Annotated in this window: 15 protein-coding genes, 1 tRNA gene and 6 pseudogenes; 13 read left to right on the forward strand and 9 right to left on the reverse strand. The window is 53.6% G+C overall.

Translation table 11 applies throughout. The features are described 5' to 3' along the window. Positions 1 to 17: 17 nt before the first annotated feature. The gene (locus NL510_RS01310) at positions 18 to 557 is read left to right on the forward strand and encodes an isochorismatase family protein (RefSeq protein ID WP_253380977.1); all 540 of its coding nucleotides are present in this window, start codon (positions 18 to 20) and stop codon (positions 555 to 557) included. Further along, positions 557 to 1,474 (forward strand): annotated as a pseudogene (locus NL510_RS01315) (GlxA family transcriptional regulator); the annotation flags it as partial. The gene NL510_RS01310 and the pseudogene NL510_RS01315, both read left to right, overlap by 1 nt. Here NL510_RS01315 and NL510_RS01320 read toward each other — a convergent pair. Continuing rightward, a pseudogene (locus tag NL510_RS01320) lies at positions 1,470 to 2,467 on the reverse strand (acyltransferase). The pseudogenes NL510_RS01315 and NL510_RS01320 overlap by 5 nt on opposite strands. Positions 2,468 to 2,650: 183 nt before the next feature. Between NL510_RS01320 and NL510_RS01325 the strand changes: the two are divergent. The 3 genes from NL510_RS01325 (at position 2,651) to glyS (ending at position 6,107) form a co-directional block, all read left to right on the forward strand. Continuing rightward, positions 2,651 to 2,956, forward strand: a complete 306-nt coding sequence (locus tag NL510_RS01325) for a YsaB family lipoprotein (protein WP_253380981.1) — start codon at positions 2,651 to 2,653, stop codon at positions 2,954 to 2,956. Positions 2,957 to 3,116: 160 nt separating this feature from the next. Beyond that, a complete protein-coding gene (glyQ, locus tag NL510_RS01330) occupies positions 3,117 to 4,028 on the forward strand; it encodes a glycine--tRNA ligase subunit alpha (protein WP_253380983.1) in 912 nt (303 codons plus the stop codon). Between the two features lie 9 nt (positions 4,029 to 4,037). Then, positions 4,038 to 6,107, forward strand: coding sequence for a glycine--tRNA ligase subunit beta (glyS, locus tag NL510_RS01335; RefSeq protein WP_253380985.1), 2,070 nt, complete (start codon positions 4,038 to 4,040; stop codon positions 6,105 to 6,107). A gap of 175 nt (positions 6,108 to 6,282) precedes the next feature. Here the strand turns inward: glyS and NL510_RS01340 are convergent, their stop codons facing one another. After that, a complete protein-coding gene (locus NL510_RS01340) occupies positions 6,283 to 6,570 on the reverse strand; it encodes an HTH-type transcriptional regulator (protein ID WP_253380987.1) in 288 nt (95 codons plus the stop codon). 330 nt (positions 6,571 to 6,900) lie between these two features. On the opposite strand from NL510_RS01340, the gene NL510_RS01345 reads away from it, so the two are divergent. After that, positions 6,901 to 7,611: a DUF3053 domain-containing protein gene (locus NL510_RS01345; protein ID WP_253380989.1), complete on the forward strand. Its 711-nt coding sequence runs from the start codon at positions 6,901 to 6,903 to the stop codon at positions 7,609 to 7,611. Positions 7,612 to 7,852: 241 nt separating this feature from the next. Beyond that, positions 7,853 to 8,065 (forward strand): transcription antiterminator/RNA stability regulator CspE, encoded by a 213-nt coding sequence (gene cspE / locus NL510_RS01350; RefSeq protein WP_032615822.1) that lies wholly within the window; start codon positions 7,853 to 7,855, stop codon positions 8,063 to 8,065. A gap of 57 nt (positions 8,066 to 8,122) precedes the next feature. Here cspE and ghrB read toward each other — a convergent pair whose 3' ends face one another. The 5 genes and pseudogenes from ghrB to NL510_RS22965 all read right to left on the reverse strand — a co-directional run. Further along, entirely contained in the window at positions 8,123 to 9,097 is a 975-nt protein-coding gene (gene ghrB / locus NL510_RS01355) for a glyoxylate/hydroxypyruvate reductase GhrB (protein ID WP_253380991.1), read from the reverse strand. Between the two features lie 25 nt (positions 9,098 to 9,122). Further along, positions 9,123 to 10,224 (reverse strand): annotated as a pseudogene (locus NL510_RS01360) (MFS transporter). A gap of 28 nt (positions 10,225 to 10,252) precedes the next feature. Then, positions 10,253 to 10,761 (reverse strand): annotated as a pseudogene (locus NL510_RS01365) (hypothetical protein). Positions 10,762 to 10,820: 59 nt separating this feature from the next. Next, positions 10,821 to 11,078, reverse strand: a pseudogene (locus NL510_RS01370) (LacI family transcriptional regulator); the annotation flags it as partial. Positions 11,079 to 11,707: 629 nt separating this feature from the next. Next, positions 11,708 to 11,830: pseudogene (locus tag NL510_RS22965) on the reverse strand (OmpA family lipoprotein); the annotation flags it as partial. A 163-nt stretch (positions 11,831 to 11,993) separates the two neighbouring features. Between NL510_RS22965 and NL510_RS01380 the strand changes: the two are divergent. After that, the gene (locus NL510_RS01380) at positions 11,994 to 14,321 is read left to right on the forward strand and encodes a molybdopterin guanine dinucleotide-containing S/N-oxide reductase (RefSeq protein ID WP_253380993.1); all 2,328 of its coding nucleotides are present in this window, start codon (positions 11,994 to 11,996) and stop codon (positions 14,319 to 14,321) included. Here the strand turns inward: NL510_RS01380 and NL510_RS01385 are convergent. Beyond that, positions 14,284 to 14,730 (reverse strand): N-acetyltransferase, encoded by a 447-nt coding sequence (locus NL510_RS01385; RefSeq protein WP_253380995.1) that lies wholly within the window; start codon positions 14,728 to 14,730, stop codon positions 14,284 to 14,286. The two genes, NL510_RS01380 and NL510_RS01385, sit on opposite strands and share 38 nt — an antisense overlap. Next, positions 14,708 to 15,289 (reverse strand): DNA-3-methyladenine glycosylase I, encoded by a 582-nt coding sequence (gene tag / locus NL510_RS01390; RefSeq protein ID WP_253380997.1) that lies wholly within the window; start codon positions 15,287 to 15,289, stop codon positions 14,708 to 14,710. Before tag ends, NL510_RS01385 begins: the two co-directional genes overlap by 23 nt. Positions 15,290 to 15,449: 160 nt before the next feature. Here tag and NL510_RS01395 point away from each other — a divergent pair, with 160 nt between their 5' ends. From NL510_RS01395 to dppA, 5 genes are all read left to right on the forward strand, one after another. Next, complete coding sequence (locus NL510_RS01395) at positions 15,450 to 16,148, forward strand: autotransporter outer membrane beta-barrel domain-containing protein (protein ID WP_253380999.1); 699 nt, start codon at positions 15,450 to 15,452, stop codon at positions 16,146 to 16,148. A gap of 248 nt (positions 16,149 to 16,396) precedes the next feature. After that, complete coding sequence (locus NL510_RS01400; protein ID WP_253381001.1) at positions 16,397 to 17,599, forward strand: L-lactate MFS transporter; 1,203 nt, start codon at positions 16,397 to 16,399, stop codon at positions 17,597 to 17,599. Between the two features lie 260 nt (positions 17,600 to 17,859). After that, positions 17,860 to 19,551, forward strand: coding sequence for a kdo(2)-lipid A phosphoethanolamine 7''-transferase (gene eptB / locus NL510_RS01405; protein WP_253381003.1), 1,692 nt, complete (start codon positions 17,860 to 17,862; stop codon positions 19,549 to 19,551). 91 nt (positions 19,552 to 19,642) lie between these two features. Continuing rightward, positions 19,643 to 19,719, forward strand: a tRNA-Pro gene (locus NL510_RS01410). Between the two features lie 622 nt (positions 19,720 to 20,341). Then, positions 20,342 to 21,949, forward strand: coding sequence for a dipeptide ABC transporter periplasmic-binding protein DppA (gene dppA / locus NL510_RS01415; protein WP_253381005.1), 1,608 nt, complete (start codon positions 20,342 to 20,344; stop codon positions 21,947 to 21,949). The last annotated feature ends 92 nt before the right edge of the window (positions 21,950 to 22,041 follow it).

Consider the following 22,041-nt stretch of genomic DNA (forward strand, 5'->3'; position numbering starts at 1 on the left):
TGGCGAGGAGTACCATCATGTCACGCACTGCTTTACTCAACATCGATACCCAACAGTCTTTCCAGCATCGCGATTACTGGCAGGAGAAGGATACACCCGCCTTTCAACAGGCGATGCTGGGTCTGATTGAAGGCTGCGCGTCGCGTAGTATTCCTGTGGTCGATATTTTTCATGTGGATGAAGACGGCCCCTTCTCACTGCAAAGTGGCTACGTCAAGCCCATGGCCTTTTTATGTCATCAGCCTGCCGTTATATTTCACAAGCACGTTCACAATGCGTTTACCGATACGGGGCTTGACCGTTGGCTGCGCGAACGTGATATCAACCGCCTAATAGTGTGTGGCATCCGCACCGAGCAGTGCTGCGAAACAACGGCACGGGTGGCCTGCGATCTGGGCTATGCTGTGACCTTTGTGGGTGAGGCGACGCTGACGTTTCCGATGACGCACAAGGTGATCGCCCTTAGCGCGGATGATTTGCGCCATCGTACTGAAACGGTGCTGGACGGGCGGTTTGCCGACATTAAAACCGTAGTGGAGACGCTGGAGTCACTTTAATGAGTATCGACGTCTGGTTTGTCATGCAGCCAGGAATATTGTCACTAGATATGACCGGCCCGGCAGAGACCTTTTCGCTGGCGGGCGGGGCATTTCGCCTGCATTTCATTGGCCCGCAACCGGACGTCTCAACCTCTATTGGCCTGACGATGAGCGGCATCCAGCCGCTGCCGGAAACGTTGCCGAAGGGAAGCTTGCTGGTGCTGTCTGGCGTGAGTGACTCCAGCTATCAGTTCTCGACGCCGTTGACGCATCGCATTCAGCACTGGCTTATGCGCCTGCAGCCACAGATCCAGCGTGCGGATATTACCTTGATGTGCGTGTGTTCAGGGGCGCTGCTGGCGGCGAAATCAGGCCTGCTGAATGGCAGACAGTGCACGACCCATCATGATGTAATCAGCCGGTTGCGCCGCGCTGCCCCCACGGCAATGATTAAAGAAAACCGCATTTTTGTTCAGGATGACAATATCTGGACCAGCGCCGGGATTACATCGGGCATCGATCTGGCATTGCATATGATTAACCGCCTGTGCGGGCCGGAAAAAGCGCTGGCCGTGGCGCGGGAGATGGTGGTCTGGTTTCGCCGGTCCGGCGAGGATCCGCAGCTATCCCCTTGGTTACGCTATCGTAATCATATTCATCCTGCTATCCACCGTGCTCAGGATGCCCTGACCGCCGAGCCGCAAAAGGCATGGAATGTCCCGGATATCGCAGAGCAGGCGCACGTTAGTCCGCGCCATTTAACCCGGCTTTTTCAGGCGCATTTAGGGATAAGCGTCCGGGATTATCTTGAGCAACTGCGGCTGGCGGTGGCTGAACAGTGGCTATTGCAGGGCCGTGGCGTCGAGCAAGCGTCACTGGCGGCGGGGTTTTCCTCCCCGCGCCAGTTTCACCGCGCCCGTCAGCGGTTCGTCAGCTCACGAAGCGGCGCGTATCGATCCTCTCTGCAGCAGCATCGACAGCAGCAGGCTCAGGGCAATCGTAACGATGAAAATCCACGCAATATCCAGCACCGGCCAGCTTTTCAGCTCAACGCCCCGGGTGCGCAGGGCATGGATCACCAGCGCATGAAAACCGTAAATCCCCAGAGAGTGGCGCGAGATAAACCCCAGTACGGGCAGTGGGCGAGCGTTTAGGGTGTTTTTGACCAGCGTCAGTAGCGATACCGCGCAGATAAACACCATTGGGCCGCAGTACAGATACCAGGTGTCGGCAAAATTACCGCGCCATTGCAGCTCATGCAGCGTCCCGCGTGAAATCACCGCTACACCGATGATAAACAAGACTGCGCACAGCGCGTTCATCCCGCGTTTTTGGGTATCCAGCATGCCGATGGCGCGTCCCAGCATGCCGTACACAACGTAGTAAAAGGTATCGCCGTTGATGTAGAGGTTAACCGGCAGCCATTCAAAGCCGTCAATTTCCTGCGAAAGCGTATTCGGGTTTGCGACTACGCCAATCACCACCATTAGCGCCAGAAGCATTTTACCGCTGACATTTTTGACCTGAATGAGCGGTGAAACCAGGTAAATAACGATAATGGCGAAGAAAAACCACAGATGGTAGAACACCGGCTTTTGCAGTAAATACGTAAGCGATAGCCCGGCGTTAATCGAGGTGAACAGGGTGATATAAAGAAAAGCGACGGTGCTATAGAACCCCAGGCACGCAGCGATGCGGATAAAATGCCTCGGCTGGGCGCTGCGTTCACCAAAAAAAAGAAAGCCAGAAATCATGAAGAATAGCGGCACGCTCACCCGCGAGGCGGCGTTGAGAATATTGGCGATATCCCAGTTAACGGGGCTGATACTGTGTGCGTTTGTGACATACCAGGTCGTCGTGTGGATCATCACCACCATCAGACAAGCTATTCCTCGCAGATTATCAATCCAGTTAATTTTTGACTGCATCAGTTCCTCTTATTCCCTGTAAAGAGAGTGTGACTGTTATTGTGTAAAAGTCTTGCTATGGAAAAATCTGAGATTGATTACCCAGGCTTGTGTGAAGGCCGAGAGATTCGCAGAATGCCTGACCATAATCTATAAAAGTGTAGATACTAAAAATAACAGCCATTGGGCAGGGCGGTAACCAAAATGATGACAAAGCGAGTCGCACCCCTCTTTCTGCTGCTAACGCTTGCAGGATGCAGTGCGTCGCAGGACGCTCCTGCGCAAAAAGCCCAGCAGGGCAGAGTGAGCCCGGAACGTTCGCTGAATATGGAGCAAATCTGCAAAGACCGGGCGGCCCACCGTTATAACTCCGCTGTTCAGAAAATTGATGTCACCGGGTTTGAGCGCTTCCAGGGGAGCTATGAGCTGCAGGGCTATACATCCCGTAAAGAGGGCTTTGTCTGTTCTTTTGATGCGGACGGCCAGTTTTTGCATCTCTCGATGCGCTAACGTGCTCGCATAATCAGCAGCCAGACGCTTCTGCCGTTCTGGCTGAAAGGCTTATTTTCTAATTTTGCCTAAACAACCCCGTTTCGTACTGTATATCTTGCAGCCAGCGGGTATACTGATCCCTTCCTTTTGAAACCACACGTATCCAGCACGAAATATTATGCAAAAGTTTGATACCAATACCTTTCAGGGCCTGATCCTGACCTTACAGGATTACTGGGCTCGTCAGGGCTGCACCATTGTTCAACCTTTGGACATGGAAGTTGGCGCAGGCACCTCACACCCGATGACCAGCTTACGCGCGTTGGGGCCGGAGCCAATGGCGACCGCCTATGTGCAGCCATCCCGTCGTCCAACCGATGGCCGTTACGGCGAAAACCCGAACCGACTGCAGCACTATTATCAGTTCCAGGTCGTCATTAAGCCATCGCCTGACAATATTCAGGAACTGTACCTTGGGTCACTGAAAGAGTTGGGTCTGGATCCCACCATTCACGACATTCGTTTCGTGGAAGATAACTGGGAAAACCCAACGCTGGGTGCCTGGGGTCTGGGCTGGGAAGTGTGGCTGAACGGGATGGAAGTGACGCAGTTCACTTACTTCCAGCAGGTTGGCGGTCTGGAGTGTAAACCGATTACGGGTGAAATCACCTACGGTCTGGAACGTCTGGCCATGTATATTCAGAGCGTAGACAGCGTTTACGACCTGGTCTGGAGCGACGGCCCGCTGGGTAAAACCACCTACGGCGACGTTTTCCATCAGAACGAAGTGGAGCAATCCACCTATAACTTCGAATACGCGGACGTAGACTTCCTGTTCACCTGCTTTGAGCAGTACGAGAAAGAAGCGCAGCAGTTGCTGGCGCTGGATACGCCGCTGCCGCTCCCTGCTTACGAGCGTATTCTGAAGGCCGCCCACAGCTTCAACCTGCTGGACGCCCGCAAAGCCATCTCCGTGACGGAACGTCAGCGCTACATTCTGCGCATTCGTACCCTGACTAAAGCCGTTGCAGAAGCTTACTATGCGTCCCGTGAAGCCCTTGGCTTCCCGATGTGCAACCGAAACAAATAAGAGGCGGCCATGTCTGAGAAAACTTTCCTGGTGGAAATCGGCACTGAAGAGCTGCCACCAAAAGCCCTGCGCAGCCTGGCGGAGTCTTTTGCTGCGAACGTGACCGCTGAGCTGGATAACGCTGGCCTGGCACACGGCAAAATTGAATGGTTTGCCGCACCGCGCCGTTTGGCCCTGAAAGTGGCGAACCTGGCTGGATCTCAGCCGGATCGCGAAGTCGAAAAGCGTGGCCCGGCGATTGCCCAGGCGTTCGACGCTGAAGGCAAGCCGAGCAAAGCGGCAGAGGGCTGGGCGCGTGGTTGCGGTATCACCGTTGACCAGGCCGAGCGCCTGACCACGGACAAAGGCGAATGGCTGCTGTATCGTGCCCATGTCAAAGGCGAGATCGCAGAAGCGCTGCTGCCGGACATGATTGCGACTTCGCTGGCTAAGCTGCCGATTCCAAAATTGATGCGCTGGGGGGCGTCGGATGTTCACTTTGTGCGTCCGGTTCACACCGTGACGCTGCTGCTGGGCGATACCGTTATTCCTGCCACTATTTTAGGTGTGGCATCCGATCGCGTGATCCGTGGTCACCGCTTTATGGGCGAGCCGGAGTTCACCATCGACAATGCCGACCAGTATCCAGCTATCCTGCTGGAGCGCGGTAAAGTGATCGCTGACTATGAACAGCGTAAAGCCAAAATCAAAGCCGACGCGCAAGCTGCGGCGCGCCAGATTGGCGGTAACGCTGATTTGAGCGAAAGTCTGCTGGAAGAAGTGACTTCGCTGGTTGAATGGCCTGTCGTACTGACCGCGAAGTTTGAAGAAAAATTCCTGGCCGTTCCGGCAGAAGCGCTGGTGTACACCATGAAAGGTGACCAGAAGTATTTCCCGGTATATGCCAACGACGGCAAGCTGCTGCCAAACTTCATCTTCGTGGCGAACATCGACTCTAAAGATCCGAGCCAGATTATCTCTGGTAACGAGAAAGTGGTTCGTCCGCGTCTGGCGGATGCCGAGTTCTTCTTCAATACTGACCGTAAAAAGCGTCTGGAAGATAACCTGCCGCGTCTGCAGACCGTGCTGTTCCAGCAACAGTTGGGTACGCTGCGCGACAAGACCGACCGTATCGCGGAGCTGTCAGGCTGGATCGCCCGTGAAATCGGTGCGGACGTGAACCATGCGACGCGTGCGGGCCTGCTGTCCAAATGCGACCTGATGACCAACATGGTGTTTGAATTTACCGACACCCAGGGCGTGATGGGGATGCACTACGCGCGTCACGATGGCGAAGCGGAAGATGTGGCGGTGGCACTGAACGAGCAATACCAGCCGCGCTTTGCGGGTGACGATTTGCCGTCTAACCCTGTTGCCTGCGCCGTAGCGATCGCCGATAAGATGGACACCCTGGCGGGTATCTTTGGTATTGGTCAGCATCCGAAAGGCGATAAAGATCCGTTCGCGTTGCGCCGTGCTGCGCTCGGCGTGTTGCGTATCATTGTTGAGAAGAACCTTAACCTCGACCTGCAGACCCTGACCGAAGAGGCCGTACGTCTGTACGGTGATAAGCTGACGAACGCGAAGGTCGTGGATGAGGTGATCGACTTTATGCTCGGCCGTTTCCGCGCGTGGTATCAGGACGAGGGTTACACCGTCGATACGATTCAGGCGGTACTGGCGCGACGTCCGACGCGCCCGGCAGATTTCGATGCGCGCATGAAGGCGGTTTCTCACTTCCGTACGCTGGAAGCGGCCTCTGCGCTGGCTGCGGCCAACAAGCGTGTATCAAACATTCTGGCAAAATCCGACGAAACGCTAAACGAGCGAGTTAACGCCGCGACGCTGAAAGAGCCAGAAGAGATCGCGCTCGCGATGCAGGTCGTGGTACTGCGCGACAAGCTGGAACCGTATTTCGCAGAAGGCCGTTACCAGGACGCGCTGGTTGAACTGGCTGAACTGCGTGAGGTTATTGACGCTTTCTTTGAGAAAGTGATGGTGAACGTAGACGATAAAGCTCTGCGTATTAACCGTCTCTCTATGCTCGAGAAACTGCGCGAACTGTTCCTGCGCGTGGCGGATATCTCGCTCCTGCAGTAACCTGCCCTGTGCCCGGCGGCGCTTCGCTTGCACGGGCCTTCTGATAGTAGTATGACTTGCGCCACTGGAGATGCCAGGCTCGCTGGTGGCGGAACCCGACAGGGTTGGAACGACTGGCCTGATGATGTGGCGTTAAACATAAACCCCCGCAGAGGCGGGGGCGTACAACGCGGTGTTACGCGATATGCTTACTGAGCGCTGGGTTTGTCTGAATCAGACGCATCAGTTTTAGCTCAGCTGGCGTAGGTTTTTCACGTTTCGACTCCCACTCCAGCACCATGGCTACACTGACACCCATTGCTCTGGCGAATTCGTCATTTTTGAGGCCTGACCCTTTGCGCAATTGCTCAAATTCTGTAAAGGGGTTGGGCTTTTGTTGCAGAGTAATTGTCTGCGGGACATCTTTAAAAATAATCTGTTCCAGGCTGCTCAGCAGCTCAAACTCAGGATCTTTATATTCCATTGAGAACTCCTCTTAAATCACAAACAGGGATCAAGAACATCAGAGAGCAATATAAGAATAGTCATTAATAAGCAGGCAGGATCGTCACGGCGGTGATTAATCGTGCGGTAAGTATCGCTTTACGCGTTTCAGCTACAAAAACAGATATGCTAATTACTTGATTAACCCTATGTTGGTTTCGCCAGGTATTTTTTTGTAAATAGTTAGACGTAAAACGGCATTACCCGTTTTGCATGAAAAGAGTATCTTGCCGGGCTGACCTGGACTATCCTTGTCAGCGTTGGGCACGCGTGTGCCGGTGTGCGCTTTTTGGGTGAAAGGAGTAATAAAATGGCGACAGGAAAGTCCTGCTCTCGCTGGTTTGCGCCTATTGCGGCGTTGTTGATGGTGGTTAGCCTGAGTGGGTGTTTTGATAAAGAAGGCGATCAGCGCAAAGCGTTTATCGATTTTCTACAGAATACAGTGATGCGCAGCGGCGAGCGTCTGCCTACGCTGACTGCGGATCAGAAAAAACAGTTTGGTCCTTTCGTGTCTGATTACGCCATTCTGTATGGTTATTCACAGCAGGTGAGTCAGGCGATGGATTCCGGTCTGCGTCCCGTGCTGGATAGCGTTAACGCCATCCGGGTGCCACAGGATTATATGACCCAGCGTGAACCGCTGCGCCAGTCTAACGGTGCGCTCGGTGTACTGAGCCAGCAGTTGCAGAATGCGAAGATGCAAGCCGATGCCTCGCGCTCCGCGCTGAAACAGAGCGACGATCTCAAACCGGTTTTCGACAAGGTGTATGAGAAAGTAGTGACCAAACCGTCTGACGCGATGCAACCGTTGATCCCTGCCGCGCAGATCTTCACGCAGCAACTGGTGCAGGTTGGCGATTTTATCTCCGGACAGGGGACCCAGGTGAGCTTCGTTGCTAACGGCATCCAGTTCCCTACTTCCCAGCAGGCGAGCCAGTACAATACCCTGATTGGGCCGCTGGCAGCACAGCACCAGGCCTTTAGTCAGGCGTGGAGTGCGGCAGTCGCCGCAACGGATTAAGAAAAAACCCCGCGCAAAGCGGGGTTTTTTATGCCCGTTTAAAATAAAGCTTGCTATCCTTCTACCACATCGGTATAACTATGCCTGTCGGTTTGTTACACAGACCTAAAGCAGTTTAGTTAAGCAGTCCAGATTGTTATCCATAGATACCCTTCGTAGTGACCCTTCCTTCATCGCTTAAAAATCTGTAACGCAACCATCGTGCCGGAAGGCAAAACAAATTTTTAATAAGGTAATTTCTATGTCTGGTAAAATGACTGGTCTGGTAAAATGGTTCAACGCTGATAAAGGTTTCGGCTTCATCACTCCTGACGATGGCTCAAAAGACGTGTTCGTACACTTCTCTGCTATCCAGAACGATGGCTACAAATCTCTGGACGAAGGTCAGAAAGTTTCCTTCACCATCGAAAGCGGCGCTAAAGGCCCAGCAGCTGGTAATGTTGTAAGCCTGTAAGCTTCCAGCTCAGTAGCAAAAATTCAAAAACCCGCCTTCTGGCGGGTTTTTTCATTTCTACTGTCGTACCTGCGGGTTTACACAGTTCTTCTCAACGCGTCCTTCCAGGGCGGCAATAAGATTATCCACCGCAGTAGCGGCCATGTTATAGCGCGTTTCATGCGTTGCCGAGCCGATGTGCGGCAGGGCGACGACGTTTGGCAACGTTAACAGCGGGGAATCTACCGGCAGCGGCTCCTGTTCAAACACATCCAGACCTGCAGCGTGGATCGCGCCGTTTTGCAGCGCGTCAATTAACGCTTTTTCGTCTACTACAGGACCACGTCCGGCATTGATGAAAATGGCGGATTTCTTCATCTTTTTAAACGCGGATTTGCCAATCAGATGATGGGTTTCGTCCGTCAGCGGCAGGATCAGACAGACATAGTCCGCTTCCTGCAGCAGGGTATTCAGTTCACAATAGCGGGCGTTGAAGCGTTCTTCGGCTTCAGGGTGATGGTGACGCGCGTTATACAGAACAGGCATGTTAAAGCCGAAATGCGCGCGCTGCGCCAGCGCCATACCGATACGGCCCATGCCAACAATCCCCAGCGTTTTGCCGTGAACATCAACGCCAAACCAGTCCGGGCCAATGCTTTTGTTCCATTCGCCAGCTTTAACGCGTTCAGCCACTTCCACCACCCGGCGAGCGGTGCTGAGCACCAGTGCCATCAGGGTGTCAGCCACGGTTTCCGTCAGGGCGAAGGGGGTATGCATCAGCAGAATTTTGCGGACATTCAGGGCATCCACGTCGAAATTATCATAACCCACTGAAATGGTTGAGGTCGCCCGAAGCTTCGGCATTTTCTTCAGCAAAGCGGCATCTACTTTTTCGCTTGAACCCAGCAGCCCTTCGGCACTGGCGAACGCATCCGCATATTGCGCCAGGGTATCCGGGCTAAGGTTTTCCACCTGTGTGACGGTGAAATGTTCTTCCAGGCGTTTTCGCAGATCGTCGGGCAGCGCTTTATATAAAATGACGGACGGCTTCATGCTAATCTCCGTTGATTTAAAGGGTTCAGGCGTGTCGGGTGCCCACTGGGTGTTGTTGATTATTATCAGGCTTAACAATCAGAGTAAGCCACACCGAGCCAAAAAGTGCCACCCCCATAAAGATATCAAAGAACGAGCCCAGCGCGCCCATGCTGTTGATCAAGGCCATTGCGCCACCCGCGACATTACGTGGCAGCATCTCCGGGATAATGGCAAAGAATGGACCATAGGGGCGTACATGGCTGCGCCGGCAATCACCAGAAGAGTGTAAGAAGCCCAGAAATTATTCCCCCCATGGCCCAGGAGCAGGCAATCATGGCGAGGGTTGCGGCCAGATAGGGCACGGACGACAGCCAACCCACCTCTACCATGCCGAGATTTTCACCACCGCTACGGATAATCGATGGTCGCCACAGCACAAAACCGTACACGCCTATGCACCATGCAAAATACTGCGCGCACAACAGAATCACGTTGCGGGAACGGAAGGCTTCACCATAGTTGCGTACCGCCTTCAGCCCCTGCTGCTCTTTATCCAGTTGCGCCTGCAGTGCCGCTTTTTGCTCTTCGGAAAGCCATTTCACCTGCGCAGGCTTATCTTTAACCAGCACCCACCAGCAGAACGCCCAGATAACCGCAGGCACACCTTCGATAATAAACATTTCTTGCCAGCCGAAAGACTGGATCAAATAGCCGGAAACGACCGACATCCACAGCACCGTGACCGGATTACCGAGGATCAGGAAGGTGTTGGCGCGGGAACGCTCGGACTGAGTAAACCAGTTGCTGATGTAGATAAGCATGGCAGGCATGACTGCCGCCTCAACCACACCGAGGATAAAGCGGATAGCGGCCAGCGCGGGAATGTTGTTCACCACACCGGTGAGTGACGCACATCCGCCCCACAGGATTAGGCAGATGAAGATCAGTTTGCTTACGCTGCGGCGTTTCGCATAAATAGCGCCGGGGATCTGGAAGAAGAAGTAGCCGAGGAAGAAAAGGGCACCCAGCAGCGAGGAGACCCCTTTGGTTATCCTGAGATCTTCGGTGATCCTAGCGGCAGATGAGAAACTGAAGTTGGCACGATCAAGATACGCCAGGCTGTACGTGATAAACACGATTGGCATGATGTACCACCAGCGTTTTTTGCATGGTTTACGTCTCACGCAGCAGGTTGACGTAATGACGGGTAACGGCGTTCAAATCGTCCCCTTCCAGAGGGAATTCAACGCCGCGCGGGCCTCGGTCGGCAACTGGTCCAATAGTGCCAGCCAGCGAGCATCGGCGTGGTCCGGCGCAACGGCAGACCGCTTCGAAGCGCTGCATTGGCGCCAGTCGGCCGCAGTTGGTCTGGTCGTTCTCGACCACCAGCGTCATGCCCCTTTCAATGAGCAACGTGCGCAAGGTTTCCAGCGGTTGATTATTGCTGAAATGCCCCAGCGAGACTTTCAGCCACAGGGCGTTAAGGGCGCTGGCCTCTTGCAAATAGCGCGGAAGGTCTGGATTGAGCATGCCATCAGGCATAAACAGGGCGGCGGACGCCAGCAGCCCAGTTGTTCGATGTCGCCCCCCAGCGCAGGTAATGCCTGTAACTCAGCGCTGTTGAACAGTTCGCGGCGGATCTCAACCCCCTCGGCCCTTGCCCGCGCAATGACGGCAAGCATGGCATGTTGTCCGCCTTTCTGCCGTACCCGGTCGGCGCCATGTGCAGGCCAATGCGCTTCAGGGAATGCCGCTCCTGGTCCACCTCGTTATTGGTGTTACAGACCAGCGGCGTAAAACCTTTTTCGCGACAGGCAGCTTCAATCCCGCTGAGTACGTTGACGGAGTAGGGATTGGTGATATCGGCGATAATAAGCCCGATAAGACGGGTTCTGCCACGCTTGAGGCCGCGCGCCATAATGCTGGGGCGGTAGTCGAGGTCGGCAATCGCCTGCTCAATACGTGCCAGTAGCGCATCGGACAGCAGGTGTTTTTCGCCACGTCGCTGATAGTGGCCCGTGTTGGTTTGTTCATCGCTGATGTCCCTGGAGTGCGTGACAACACCTTAGCGGGAAAATCAACGTTGGCTAGCTGCTTAATGCCGAAGGAATATCATGACAAGGGTATTTCTGCCAGAGACTATAACGTCTGTACCGAATGAGTCACGCTCTCAGCAGTCTTTGGACAATTCACTCTATATCTGTTCCGTCATTTACAACGAGACAGTCATTGGAAGTGGGCGGGTTGTCTGAGACGGTGTTCTGGCATTCAGTATGTAATGGTATAACCTGAATATCAGAAATGTTTTGGTGTTGGCAAAAGTATCATGCGGAAATTGCTTTCATACATTACAACGTTACATTCTACCAGGTCGCTGATCTTTACAACAGTGCCCTTCGGCGGTTGTTTCACGACAGTCGTCGAAGGGCTTTCGCCCTTATGGCGAGAATAGTGTCCGCAGTAAAATCTCATCTTAATGGGTTTAGCATGACTGTCTTTGAAAAGAGCAATTCGATGGCCATTGGTGGCTACTGGATGAGAATCCGGGGCCAGTGGTATTATGCTGATCGTACTGGCACTGGCGGTAGTCAGCCTGAAGTACCGTCAGACCCAGCTACAGGGCTAGTGACCGGGTAGCTGCCCCACGACGCCGGGCTGTTCCGAATTAGCCCGTTCGCGTGCATCGCTGTAAGGGTTTGTTGTACAGCCAGAAACAGCCACAGCGGCAATAACGGGTACGCGTTTTTTCATCTTATTTCCTTAATCCTTTTTATTCTTTGCCTCAGCGCACGTGGCAGTTGATTATGATGTCCAGAGATGAAGAAAATTCAGCGTATCACGCTGAAATTTGTCACAAACCATAAACCGCCTCAATGAGAAGGCCGTCAACCTGCACGCAATCAGGAGCGCACGCTTGAGCACCTCAACGAAAACTATTCTGACCGCCGCCCACTGGGGGCCGATACGGGTTGAAACCGATGGTGAGAATGTTCTCTCATCCTGCGGGGCATTGCCCACTCAACATCCCAACTCGTTACAGACCGTCGTTCGCGAACAGGTGCACAGCAAGACCCGCGTGCGTTGGCCCATGGTGCGAAAAGGGTTTCTGGCGTCGCCGGAAACGCCGCAGGGTATTCGCGGCCAGGATGAATTTGTTCGCGTGAGCTGGGACCAGGCGCTGGCGCTTATCCACGCGCAGCACAAACGTATCCGCGACAGTTACGGACCATCGTCCATTTTTGCCGGTTCTTATGGCTGGCGCTCGAACGGCGTGCTGCATAAAGCCTCTACGTTGCTTCAGCGCTATATGAGCCTTGCCGGGGGATATACAGGCCATCTGGGAGACTATTCGACTGGCGCGGCGCAGGCGATCATGCCGTATGTCGTCGGGGGAAATGAGGTTTACCAGCAGCAGACCAGCTGGCCGCTGGTGCTGGAACATACTGACGTGGTGGTACTGTGGAGCGCCAACCCGATCAACACGCTGAAAATTGCCTGGAACGCCAGCGACGAGCAGGGCATTCCTTATTTCGACGCCCTACGTAAAAGCGGTAAGCGCATCATTTGTATTGACCCGATGCGCTCAGAAACCCTGGATTTCCTCGGCGAAAGCGCCGAGTGGCTGGCGCCACATATGGGCACTGACGTGGCAATGATGCTGGGTATTGCCCACACGCTCGTCGAGAATGGCTGGCAGGATAGCGATTTCCTCGCGCGTTGCACCACTGGCTTCGACACATTTGCTGACTATCTGACGGGCAAAGCGGACGGTACCGCCAAAACGGCAGAGTGGGCCGCCGACATTTGTGGTATTGAAGCGGGTAAAATCCGCGAACTGGCCGATATTTTTCATAAAAACATCACTATGCTGATGGCGGGCTGGGGAATGCAGCGTCAGCAGTTTGGTGAGCAAAAGCACTGGATGCTGGTTACGCTTGCCGCGATGCTGGGGCAAATTGGCACGCCGGGCGGAGGATTTGGCCTTTCATATCACTTCTCGAACGGCGGCAACCCTACTCGCAAAGCCGCCGTGCTGGCCTCTATGCAAGGTTCGGTGCAGGGCGGTATTGATGCTGTCGATAAAATCCCGGTGGCGCGTATCGTCGAGGCCCTGGAAAATCCCGGTGGGTTTTACCAGCACAACGGACAGGACCGCCACTTCCCGGACATTCGCTTTATCTGGTGGGCTGGTGGGTCCAATTTTACCCATCATCAGGACACCAACCGTCTGATCCGTGCCTGGCAGAAGCCTGAGTTGGTGGTGATCTCCGAAGGCTTCTGGACCGCCTCGGCTAAGCACGCCGATATCGTTCTGCCAGCTACTACCTCGTTTGAGCGCAACGATCTCACCATGACCGGCGACTACAGCAACCAGCATATGGTGCCGATGAAGCGCGTCGTGCCCCCCCGCGATGAGGCGCGTGATGATATGGAGATCTTTGCCGAACTGAGCGAGCGGTGGGAAGCGGGCGGTCGTGAGCGCTTCACCGAAGGCAAAACCGACATGCAGTGGCTGGAAACCTTCTACCAGATCGCCGGTCAGCGGGGCGCTTCCCAGGGGGTGACGTTACCGCCGTTTAGCCAATTCTGGGAAGCGAATGACATTTTCGAAATGCCGGAAAGCGAGCAGAACGCGCGGTTTATTCGTTTTGCGGATTTCCGCCGCGATCCGGACAACCATCCGCTGAAAACCGAGAGCGGGAAGATTGTCATTTTCAGCCAGCGCATCGCCAGCTTTGGGTATGCCGACTGTCCGCCGCATCCGGCGTGGCTGGAGCCAGACGAATGGCATGGCAATGCCAAAGCGGAGCAGCTCCAGGTCTTGTCGGCCCATCCGGCGCATCGTCTGCATAGCCAGCTTAACTATTCCTCTTTGCGCGAGCTGTACGCCGTGGGCGGACGTGAGCCAGTCACAATCCATATCGACGATGCGAAAGCGCGCGGCATTGTCCAGGGGGACGTGGTACGCGTGTGGAACCCGCGTGGACAGGTGCTGGCGGGGGCGGTGGTTAGCGACGGGATCCGCCCGGGGGTGATCTGCATTCACCAGGGGGCATGGCCCGATCTGGCGCTCAGCAACGGCGGTATTTGCAAAAACGGGGCGGTCAATGTGCTAACCAAAGATCTCCCCAGCTCGAAGCTGGGTAATGGCTGTGCGGGAAATACCGCGCTTGCCTGGGTCGAGAAATATCAGGGGCCGGATCTCAGGTTAACGGCGTTTGATCCCCCTGCCAGCTCATGATCCACGTCGGGTGTTGGGTTTCATCTTGCCAGGCGCTGTCTTCAATGCGAAAACCCTGAGCATGGTAGAAATTTACCGCCCGGGTGTTTTTCTGGTATACCTCCAGGGTTAACCAGGGGAAGCGCTGTTGAACATGCTTCAGCAGTGCGCGGCCAATCCCTCGCCCAATAAAGGGCGTGGCGACAAACAGTGCACCCACAAACTGCGGCTGCATCACGCTAATAAATCCGCGCAGTTTGCCGTCTTCCTCCCAGACCCAGGTTTGCGCGGCAGGAAGGTAATCGTCCCGCACTGTGCTTACGCTCTCCTTCCAGTAGCCTGCATCAATAAACGGATGGGCCTGGATGGTGCTTTCAAGCCATAAGCTCAGGAGCGGCTCAGTATTTTCACTTTGCCATGTGCGGATCATGGTGGCCCCCCGGGTGACAGAAGCAGTCCGTAATATGGTCATTGACCAGCCCACAGGCCTGCATAAAGGCGTAACAAATAGTGGAGCCGACAAATTTAAAACCGCGTTTTTTCAGCGCCTTAGACAGTGCATCTGACACAGGGGTAGAGGCCGGGATCTCCGCGAGCGTCGCGGCTTGCGTGACGAGCGGGGGAGTATCGGCAAATGACCAGACAAACGCCGGGAACGATTCGCCGTTTTGCTCCATAGCGAGATACGCTCGTGCGTTGCCGATGATGGCCTGAATTTTACCGCGATGACGGATGATGCCAGCATCCTGCACCAGACGTTCTACGTCTTCGTCGGTCATGGCGGCGACGGCGACAGGATCAAACTGATGAAAGGCGTTGCGGTAGTTTTCACGCTTTTTCAACACCGTAATCCATGACAAACCCGCCTGCTGGCCCTCAAGACAAATCATCTCGAAAAGCTTTTTGCCGTCCGTTTCCGGCACACCCCATTCCCGATCGTGATAGTCAATATAAAGTTGATCCTGGTTTACCCAACCGCAACGCTGCATAGTTATCTCCCCTGGTGACGCTGTTATCGCAAAAATTTCATTCCGTCAGTCTTGACGTGTCGACGATAAAGACAATAGTTAATACAGGGCTATATGCCTCAAAACCTCTTCAACAAAATGATAAATATCGCCGAGTTCGGCTCTCTATGGAGTCGTTTTGATGATGATAAAAAAAATCAGTGGCTGCCATGTTGTTTTTGGCCTTGTGGGCGTTTCATCCTGCTTATTTTTTAGTAATACCGCACGGGCCTGGCAACAGGAGTATATCGTTTCGGATGCGCAAAGCACCACGGTGGAACGCTATACCTGGGATGCAGATCGCCAACCGCGGTATGACGATATTCTCGCTGAACGTATTCAAACGTCGCAAAATGGAGCAGGACTTGCTCTGTCTGTTCCTTCCGGGCCGACGGCGGAAAGCGCCATGAGCGTGGGCTGGAATATGCCGGTTGATGGTCAGACGACGACCGGCCCGGTAATGGCGTGGCGTTATGACAGTACCACGGCCGTAATGACCAATGCGTTTGGCGATGGCATAACAACGCAGGCGCTCACCAACCCACTCTGGCACGCCAGCGTAAGCACGCTTGGCTGGCGCGTAGACACGCAATATGGCGATCTTCGTTCGTGGGCGCAGATTAGCTACAACCAGCAGTTTGGCGAAAACCAGTGGAAAGCGCAGTTTGGTCGGCCACAAACGCCTGCGCCCGCCCAAAACAGTAACTGGATGGATGTGACCGTCGGCACGGATATACCCTTTACTACCCGCATGGCGGCCTGGGCGACTTTAGCACAGGGTGAGAATACCCTGACAGGGGAGCAATATATGTATACCCTTGGGGTGAGCGCGAACTTTTAAGATTGTTACTTTTTTAAACGTTGCCATAACATCTTGAACACAACAGCCACGGGGCTTGTAGCGATAGCAGACGCTAACACACGCTAACACACGTTCGCTTCAGTTCCCCGTAAGGCCATTCATTCCCAATTTCAGGCATTTCATTCCGTCCTCTCTGCATCTCATGCCGTTTTCCCCCACCTGTTTTAAGGTTTTGTTTATCGTTGTCCTCAGCGAATTCCTTTACTTTCTCTTGCAGGACAACTGCCATGAACACATCAACTTATAACCGTACGCGCTGGCTGACACTCATTGGCACCATCGTCACCCAGTTTGCGCTGGGTTCGGTTTATACCTGGAGCCTGTTTAACAGCGCGCTGTCTGATAAGCTCGGCGCTCCGGTAAGCCAGGTCGCTTTCTCCTTCGGCCTGCTGAGCCTGGGGTTAGCGCTGTCTTCTTCCATCGCCGGTAAATTGCAGGAGCGTTTCGGTGTTAAGCGCGTGACGATGGCTTCCGGGATCCTGCTTGGCGTCGGCTTTTTCCTGACGGCGCACTCAAGTAATTTGATGATGTTGTGGCTGAGCGCCGGGGTGTTGGTGGGTCTGGCCGACGGCGCCGGTTACCTGCTGACGCTGTCGAACTGCGTAAAGTGGTTCCCGGAGCGTAAAGGTTTAATCTCCGCCTTTGCCATCGGTTCTTATGGGCTGGGCAGCCTCGGGTTCAAATTCATCGATTCTCATCTGCTGAGCACCGTGGGCCTTGAAAATACCTTTATGATCTGGGGCGTTATTGTTCTGGTGATGATCCTGTTCGGCGCCATGCTGATGAAAGACGCGCCTTTGCAGGAGGTTATATCCGTTGACGGTGTGGTGGAGAACGACTTTACGCTGGCTCAATCCATGCGCAAACCGCAATACTGGATGTTGGCGGTGATGTTCCTCACGGCGTGCATGAGCGGTCTGTACGTGATTGGGGTGGCAAAAGATATCGCCCAGGGAATGGTGAAACTCGATGCCGCAACGGCGGCCAACGCGGTTACCGTGATCTCAATCGCTAACCTTTCTGGCCGTCTGGTGCTGGGCATTCTCTCTGACAAAATCGCCCGTATCCGCGTGATTACGATTGGCCAGGTGGTATCGCTGGTGGGCATGGCGGCGCTGCTGTTTGCGCCGCTGAATGAAGCAACCTTCTTTGCCGCGATTGCCTGCGTAGCATTCAACTTCGGCGGTACCATTACCGTCTTCCCGTCACTGGTGAGCGAGTTCTTTGGACTGAATAATCTGACGAAAAACTACGGGGTCATTTACCTGGGCTTCGGTATCGGCAGTATTTGCGGCTCGCTAATCGCCTCGCTGTTTGGCGGTTTCTATATCACGTTCTGCGTAATATTTGCCCTGTTGATTATCTCTCTGGCGCTGTCGACCATGATTCGCCAGCCGCAGCGCGAAGTCTATAAAGAAGCGCATGCGTAAGCGTTGAATACAGAGGCCGGGTTTCCGGCCTTTTTAATGTTTATTACGGCTCTACTTAGACGATAATCTCGCCGCGCGGATTGCCTTTTTTGTAAAAAACTGTACCGATCACATTCTCTGTTGCCACTTTTTCCTTTCCCTGTGGTCTACTTACCACGCTTATAGACGTTTATTAGAACGATCCCCTGAGCGAATTTCAAATCTGCCTTCCAGTCATATCCGGCGGGTGGCGGTACAGTCCCTTTTTCCGGGTAGCATGCATGAAATACATTAAATCGATGGCGCAACAAAAGCTCTGCTTTTTGCTGGCGTTGTACATCGGCCTGTTTATGAATGGCGCAGTCTTTTTCCGTCGGTTTGACGGTTATGCGCACGATTTTACCGTCTGGAAAGGAATTGCAGCGGTTGTCGAATTGGTCGCTGCGGTATTGGTCACCTTCTTTTTGTTTCGCATTCTCTCTCTGTTTGGTCGCCGCGTATGGCGGGTGCTGGCAACGCTTATCGTGCTCTGTTCGGCGGGCGCCAGCTATTATATGACCTTTATGAACGTGGTGATTGGCTACGGCATTATTGCTTCGGTTATGACCACAGATATCGATCTCTCGAAAGAGGTGGTCGGGTTGCACTTTATTCTCTGGCTGGTGGCGGTGAGCGCTTTGCCGCTGTTGCTCATCTGGAGCAACCGGTGCCGGTATACGCTGGTGCACCAGATCCGTACCCCCGGTAAACGTTTCAGGAGCGTCGCGGTCGTTCTGCTCGCAGGGCTGCTGGTCTGGGGACCTATCCGTCTTCTGGACGTGAAGCAGAAGAGTGATGAGCGCACTTCAGGTGTGGATATGCCAAGCTATGGCGGCGTGGTGGCGAACTCGTATCTGCCCTCTAACTGGATTTCTGCGCTGGGGCTGTACGCCTGGGCGCAGGTGGATGAATCCTCGGATAACAAATCGCTGATGAACCCGGCGAAGAAGTTTACCTATGACGCGCCAAAAGACATCGATGATACCTATGTTGTCTTTATTATTGGCGAAACCACCCGCTGGGATCACATGGGCATTCTGGGCTATGACCGCGACACGACGCCGAAGCTGGCACAGGAGAAAAACCTGATTGCTTATCGCGGTTATTCTTGCGACACGGCAACAAAGCTTTCACTGCGCTGCATGTTCGTACGGGAAGGGGGGGCAAGCGATAACCCGCAGCGAACCCTGAAAGAACAGAACGTTTTCTCGGTGCTGCATCAGCTTGGGTTCACCTCTGACCTTTATGCCATGCAAAGCGAAATGTGGTTCTACAGTAATACCATGGCGCAGAATATTGCCTACCGCGAGCAGATTGGTGCTGAGCCGCGTAACCGCGGCAAGGCGGTCGATGACATGCTGCTGATCGATGAGATGAAAATCTCCCTCAACGGCAATCCTGACGGTAAACATATGATTATCCTGCACACCAAAGGGTCGCATTTCAACTATACCCAACGCTATCCGCGCAGCTTCGCCAAATGGACGCCGGAGTGCGTGGGGGTTGATAAAGACTGTTCCAAAGAGCAACTGATTAACTCCTACGATAATTCCGTCATGTATGTTGACCACTTTATCGATGCGGTGATTGACCAGGTGCGCGATAAAAAAGCGATTGTGTTCTATGCTGCTGACCACGGGGAATCGATCAATGAGAAGGAGCACTTGCACGGTACGCCGCGCAAAATGGCGCCACCTGAACAGTTCCGCGTGCCCATGATGGTGTGGATGTCGGACAAGTATCTGGAAGATCCCGAGAAAGCGAAGATGTTTGCCCACCTGAAGAAAGAGGCAGAGATGAAGGTGCCGCGTCGTCATGTTGAACTTTACGACACCATCCTGGGCTGCCTGGGATACACCTCTCCGGACGGCGGTATAAATGAAAATAACAACTGGTGCAAACTCCCTGATAGCACCGTAAAAGCCGCGCAATAGCGTGTCTGGCGAGATTATCGCCAGTTGAATGGCTTTTTTAATTTAAGGGATTGACGGAGGCGCACCTTAGCAGTACGATGCGCTCCGCATTCGGCGAGTAGCGCAGCTTGGTAGCGCAACTGGTTTGGGACCAGTGGGTCGGAGGTTCGAATCCTCTCTCGCCGACCACATTCGAAAAAAGGGCTAACCGCAAGGTTAGCCCTTTTTGCATTAGTGGGTTATTCATCCCGACCATCCAAAACGCCCCTTAGCGCTGCTTCACCCTGACTGTTAACGCTTTTGTGACATAATCCATTGTATTTTTTTATATATAGTTTGATCTTTTTTCGCGTTGCTTATGGATAACCTCAGCATTTTTCGCTGTGCGTTTTAACGTTCGCGGTATTTAGTGCTCAGATAATCACCATTCTACAAGAAAATTTACCCATTCTGAATAAAAGTTAATCACTGATTGTTGCTAAATATGAAGGTATTTGTGCTGCAACATGGGCTGTAGCATAAATTTCCCTGCTAAAAACTGAGGCCTTAGGTTTTTTTAATCTTTGTTTGCGGTTTCTCACACTCCGCGTAAATCCCCGTCACCTGTATTGACGTTTTCACATTCTGTTGACAGATTGTAGGGCACGAGGGGCATTTCAGGGAGGATCTGCGCTGCAACTCTAACGCTCTTCTGAAAGGATTCTCCATCCCTTATAACGCCTTCGGGCATCACCGACCGGACCGGGTAAAAAATAAATAAAGGTCAGGCGGCGTAACACAACAAAGCAAAACATCACATTGGAGCACAATAATGAGTATTTCCTTGAAGAAGTCAGGGATGCTGAAGCTTGGTCTGAGCCTGGTGGCTATGACCGTGGCAGCAAGCGTACAGGCAAAAACCCTGGTTTACTGTTCTGAAGGCTCGCCGGAAGGCTTTAACCCACAGCTCTTTACCTCTGGTACAACGTATGACGCAAGCTCTGTACCGATCTATAACCGTCTGGTGGAATTTAAAACCGGTACCACAGAAGTTATTCCAGGTCTGGCTGAGAAGTGGGATATCAGCGAAGACGGCAAAACCTATACCTTCCACCTGCGCCCGGGCGTGAAGTGGCAGGACAGCAAAGAATTCAAACCTACGCGCGATTTTAATGCCGACGACGTTGTGTTCTCTTTCGACCGTCAGAAAAACGCGCAGAATCCGTACCACAAAGTGTCTGGCGGCAGCTATGAATACTTCGAAGGGATGGGTCTGCCAGAACTGATAACCGACGTGAAAAAAGTTGACGACAACACCGTTCAGTTCGTGCTGTCTCGCCCGGAAGCGCCATTCCTGGCCGACCTCGCCATGGACTTCGCCTCTATTCTGTCTAAAGAGTATGCGGACAACATGCTGAAAGCCGGCACCCCGGAAAAAGTGGACCTGAACCCAATCGGTACCGGTCCGTTCCAACTGATGCAGTATCAGAAAGACTCCCGTATTCTGTACAAAGCCTTTGACGGCTACTGGGGCACTAAACCGCAGATCGACCGTCTGGTCTTCTCCATCACGCCAGATGCCTCTGTACGTTATGCAAAACTGCAGAAAAACGAATGCCAGGTTATGCCCTACCCGAACCCGGCTGATATTGCTCGTATGAAGCAGGACAAAAATATCAACCTGCTGGAGCAGGCTGGCCTGAACGTGGGCTATCTCTCTTTCAACACCGAGAAAAAACCGTTTGATGACGTAAAAGTTCGCCAGGCGCTGACTTACGCGGTGAATAAAGACGCGATCATTAAAGCGGTTTATCAGGGCGCAGGCGTTGCCGCCAAAAACTTGATCCCACCGACCATGTGGGGCTACAACGACGATATTAAAGACTACACCTACGATCCTGAGAAAGCGAAAGCGCTGCTGAAAGAAGCGGGCCATGAAAAAGGCTTTACCGTTGAGCTGTGGGCGATGCCTGTCCAGCGCCCATATAACCCGAACGCTCGCCGTATGGCGGAAATGGTTCAGGCCGACTGGGCTAAAGTCGGCGTTCAGGCCAAGATCGTGACCTACGAGTGGGGCGAGTATCTGAAACGCGCCAAAGCGGGTGAGCATCAGGCAGTCATGATGGGCTGGACCGGCGACAACGGGGATCCGGACAACTTCTTCGCGACCCTGTTCAGCTGCGCAGCGGCGAAAGACGGTTCTAACTACTCTCGCTGGTGCTACAAGCCGTTTGAAGACCTGATCCAGCCGGCGCGCGCGACCGACGATCACAACAAACGTATTGAACTGTACAAGCAGGCTCAGGTTGTTATGCACGAGCAGGCTCCGGCGCTGATCGTTGCTCACTCCACCGTTTACGAGCCAGTGCGCAAAGAAGTGAAAGGCTACGTGGTTGATCCGCTGGGCAAACACCACTTCGAAAACGTATCAATTGAATAATCAGTAGGGCTTTATCCCTCTCCCTGGCGGGAGAGGGAATTTACATTTGTGAGCAATACAGACGCCACGCCCTTGGTGGTGCGTCATCAGAG

Origin of the sequence: unidentified bacterial endosymbiont (genome assembly GCF_918797525.1) — a bacterium.
Classification (GTDB): domain Bacteria; phylum Pseudomonadota; class Gammaproteobacteria; order Enterobacterales; family Enterobacteriaceae; genus Enterobacter.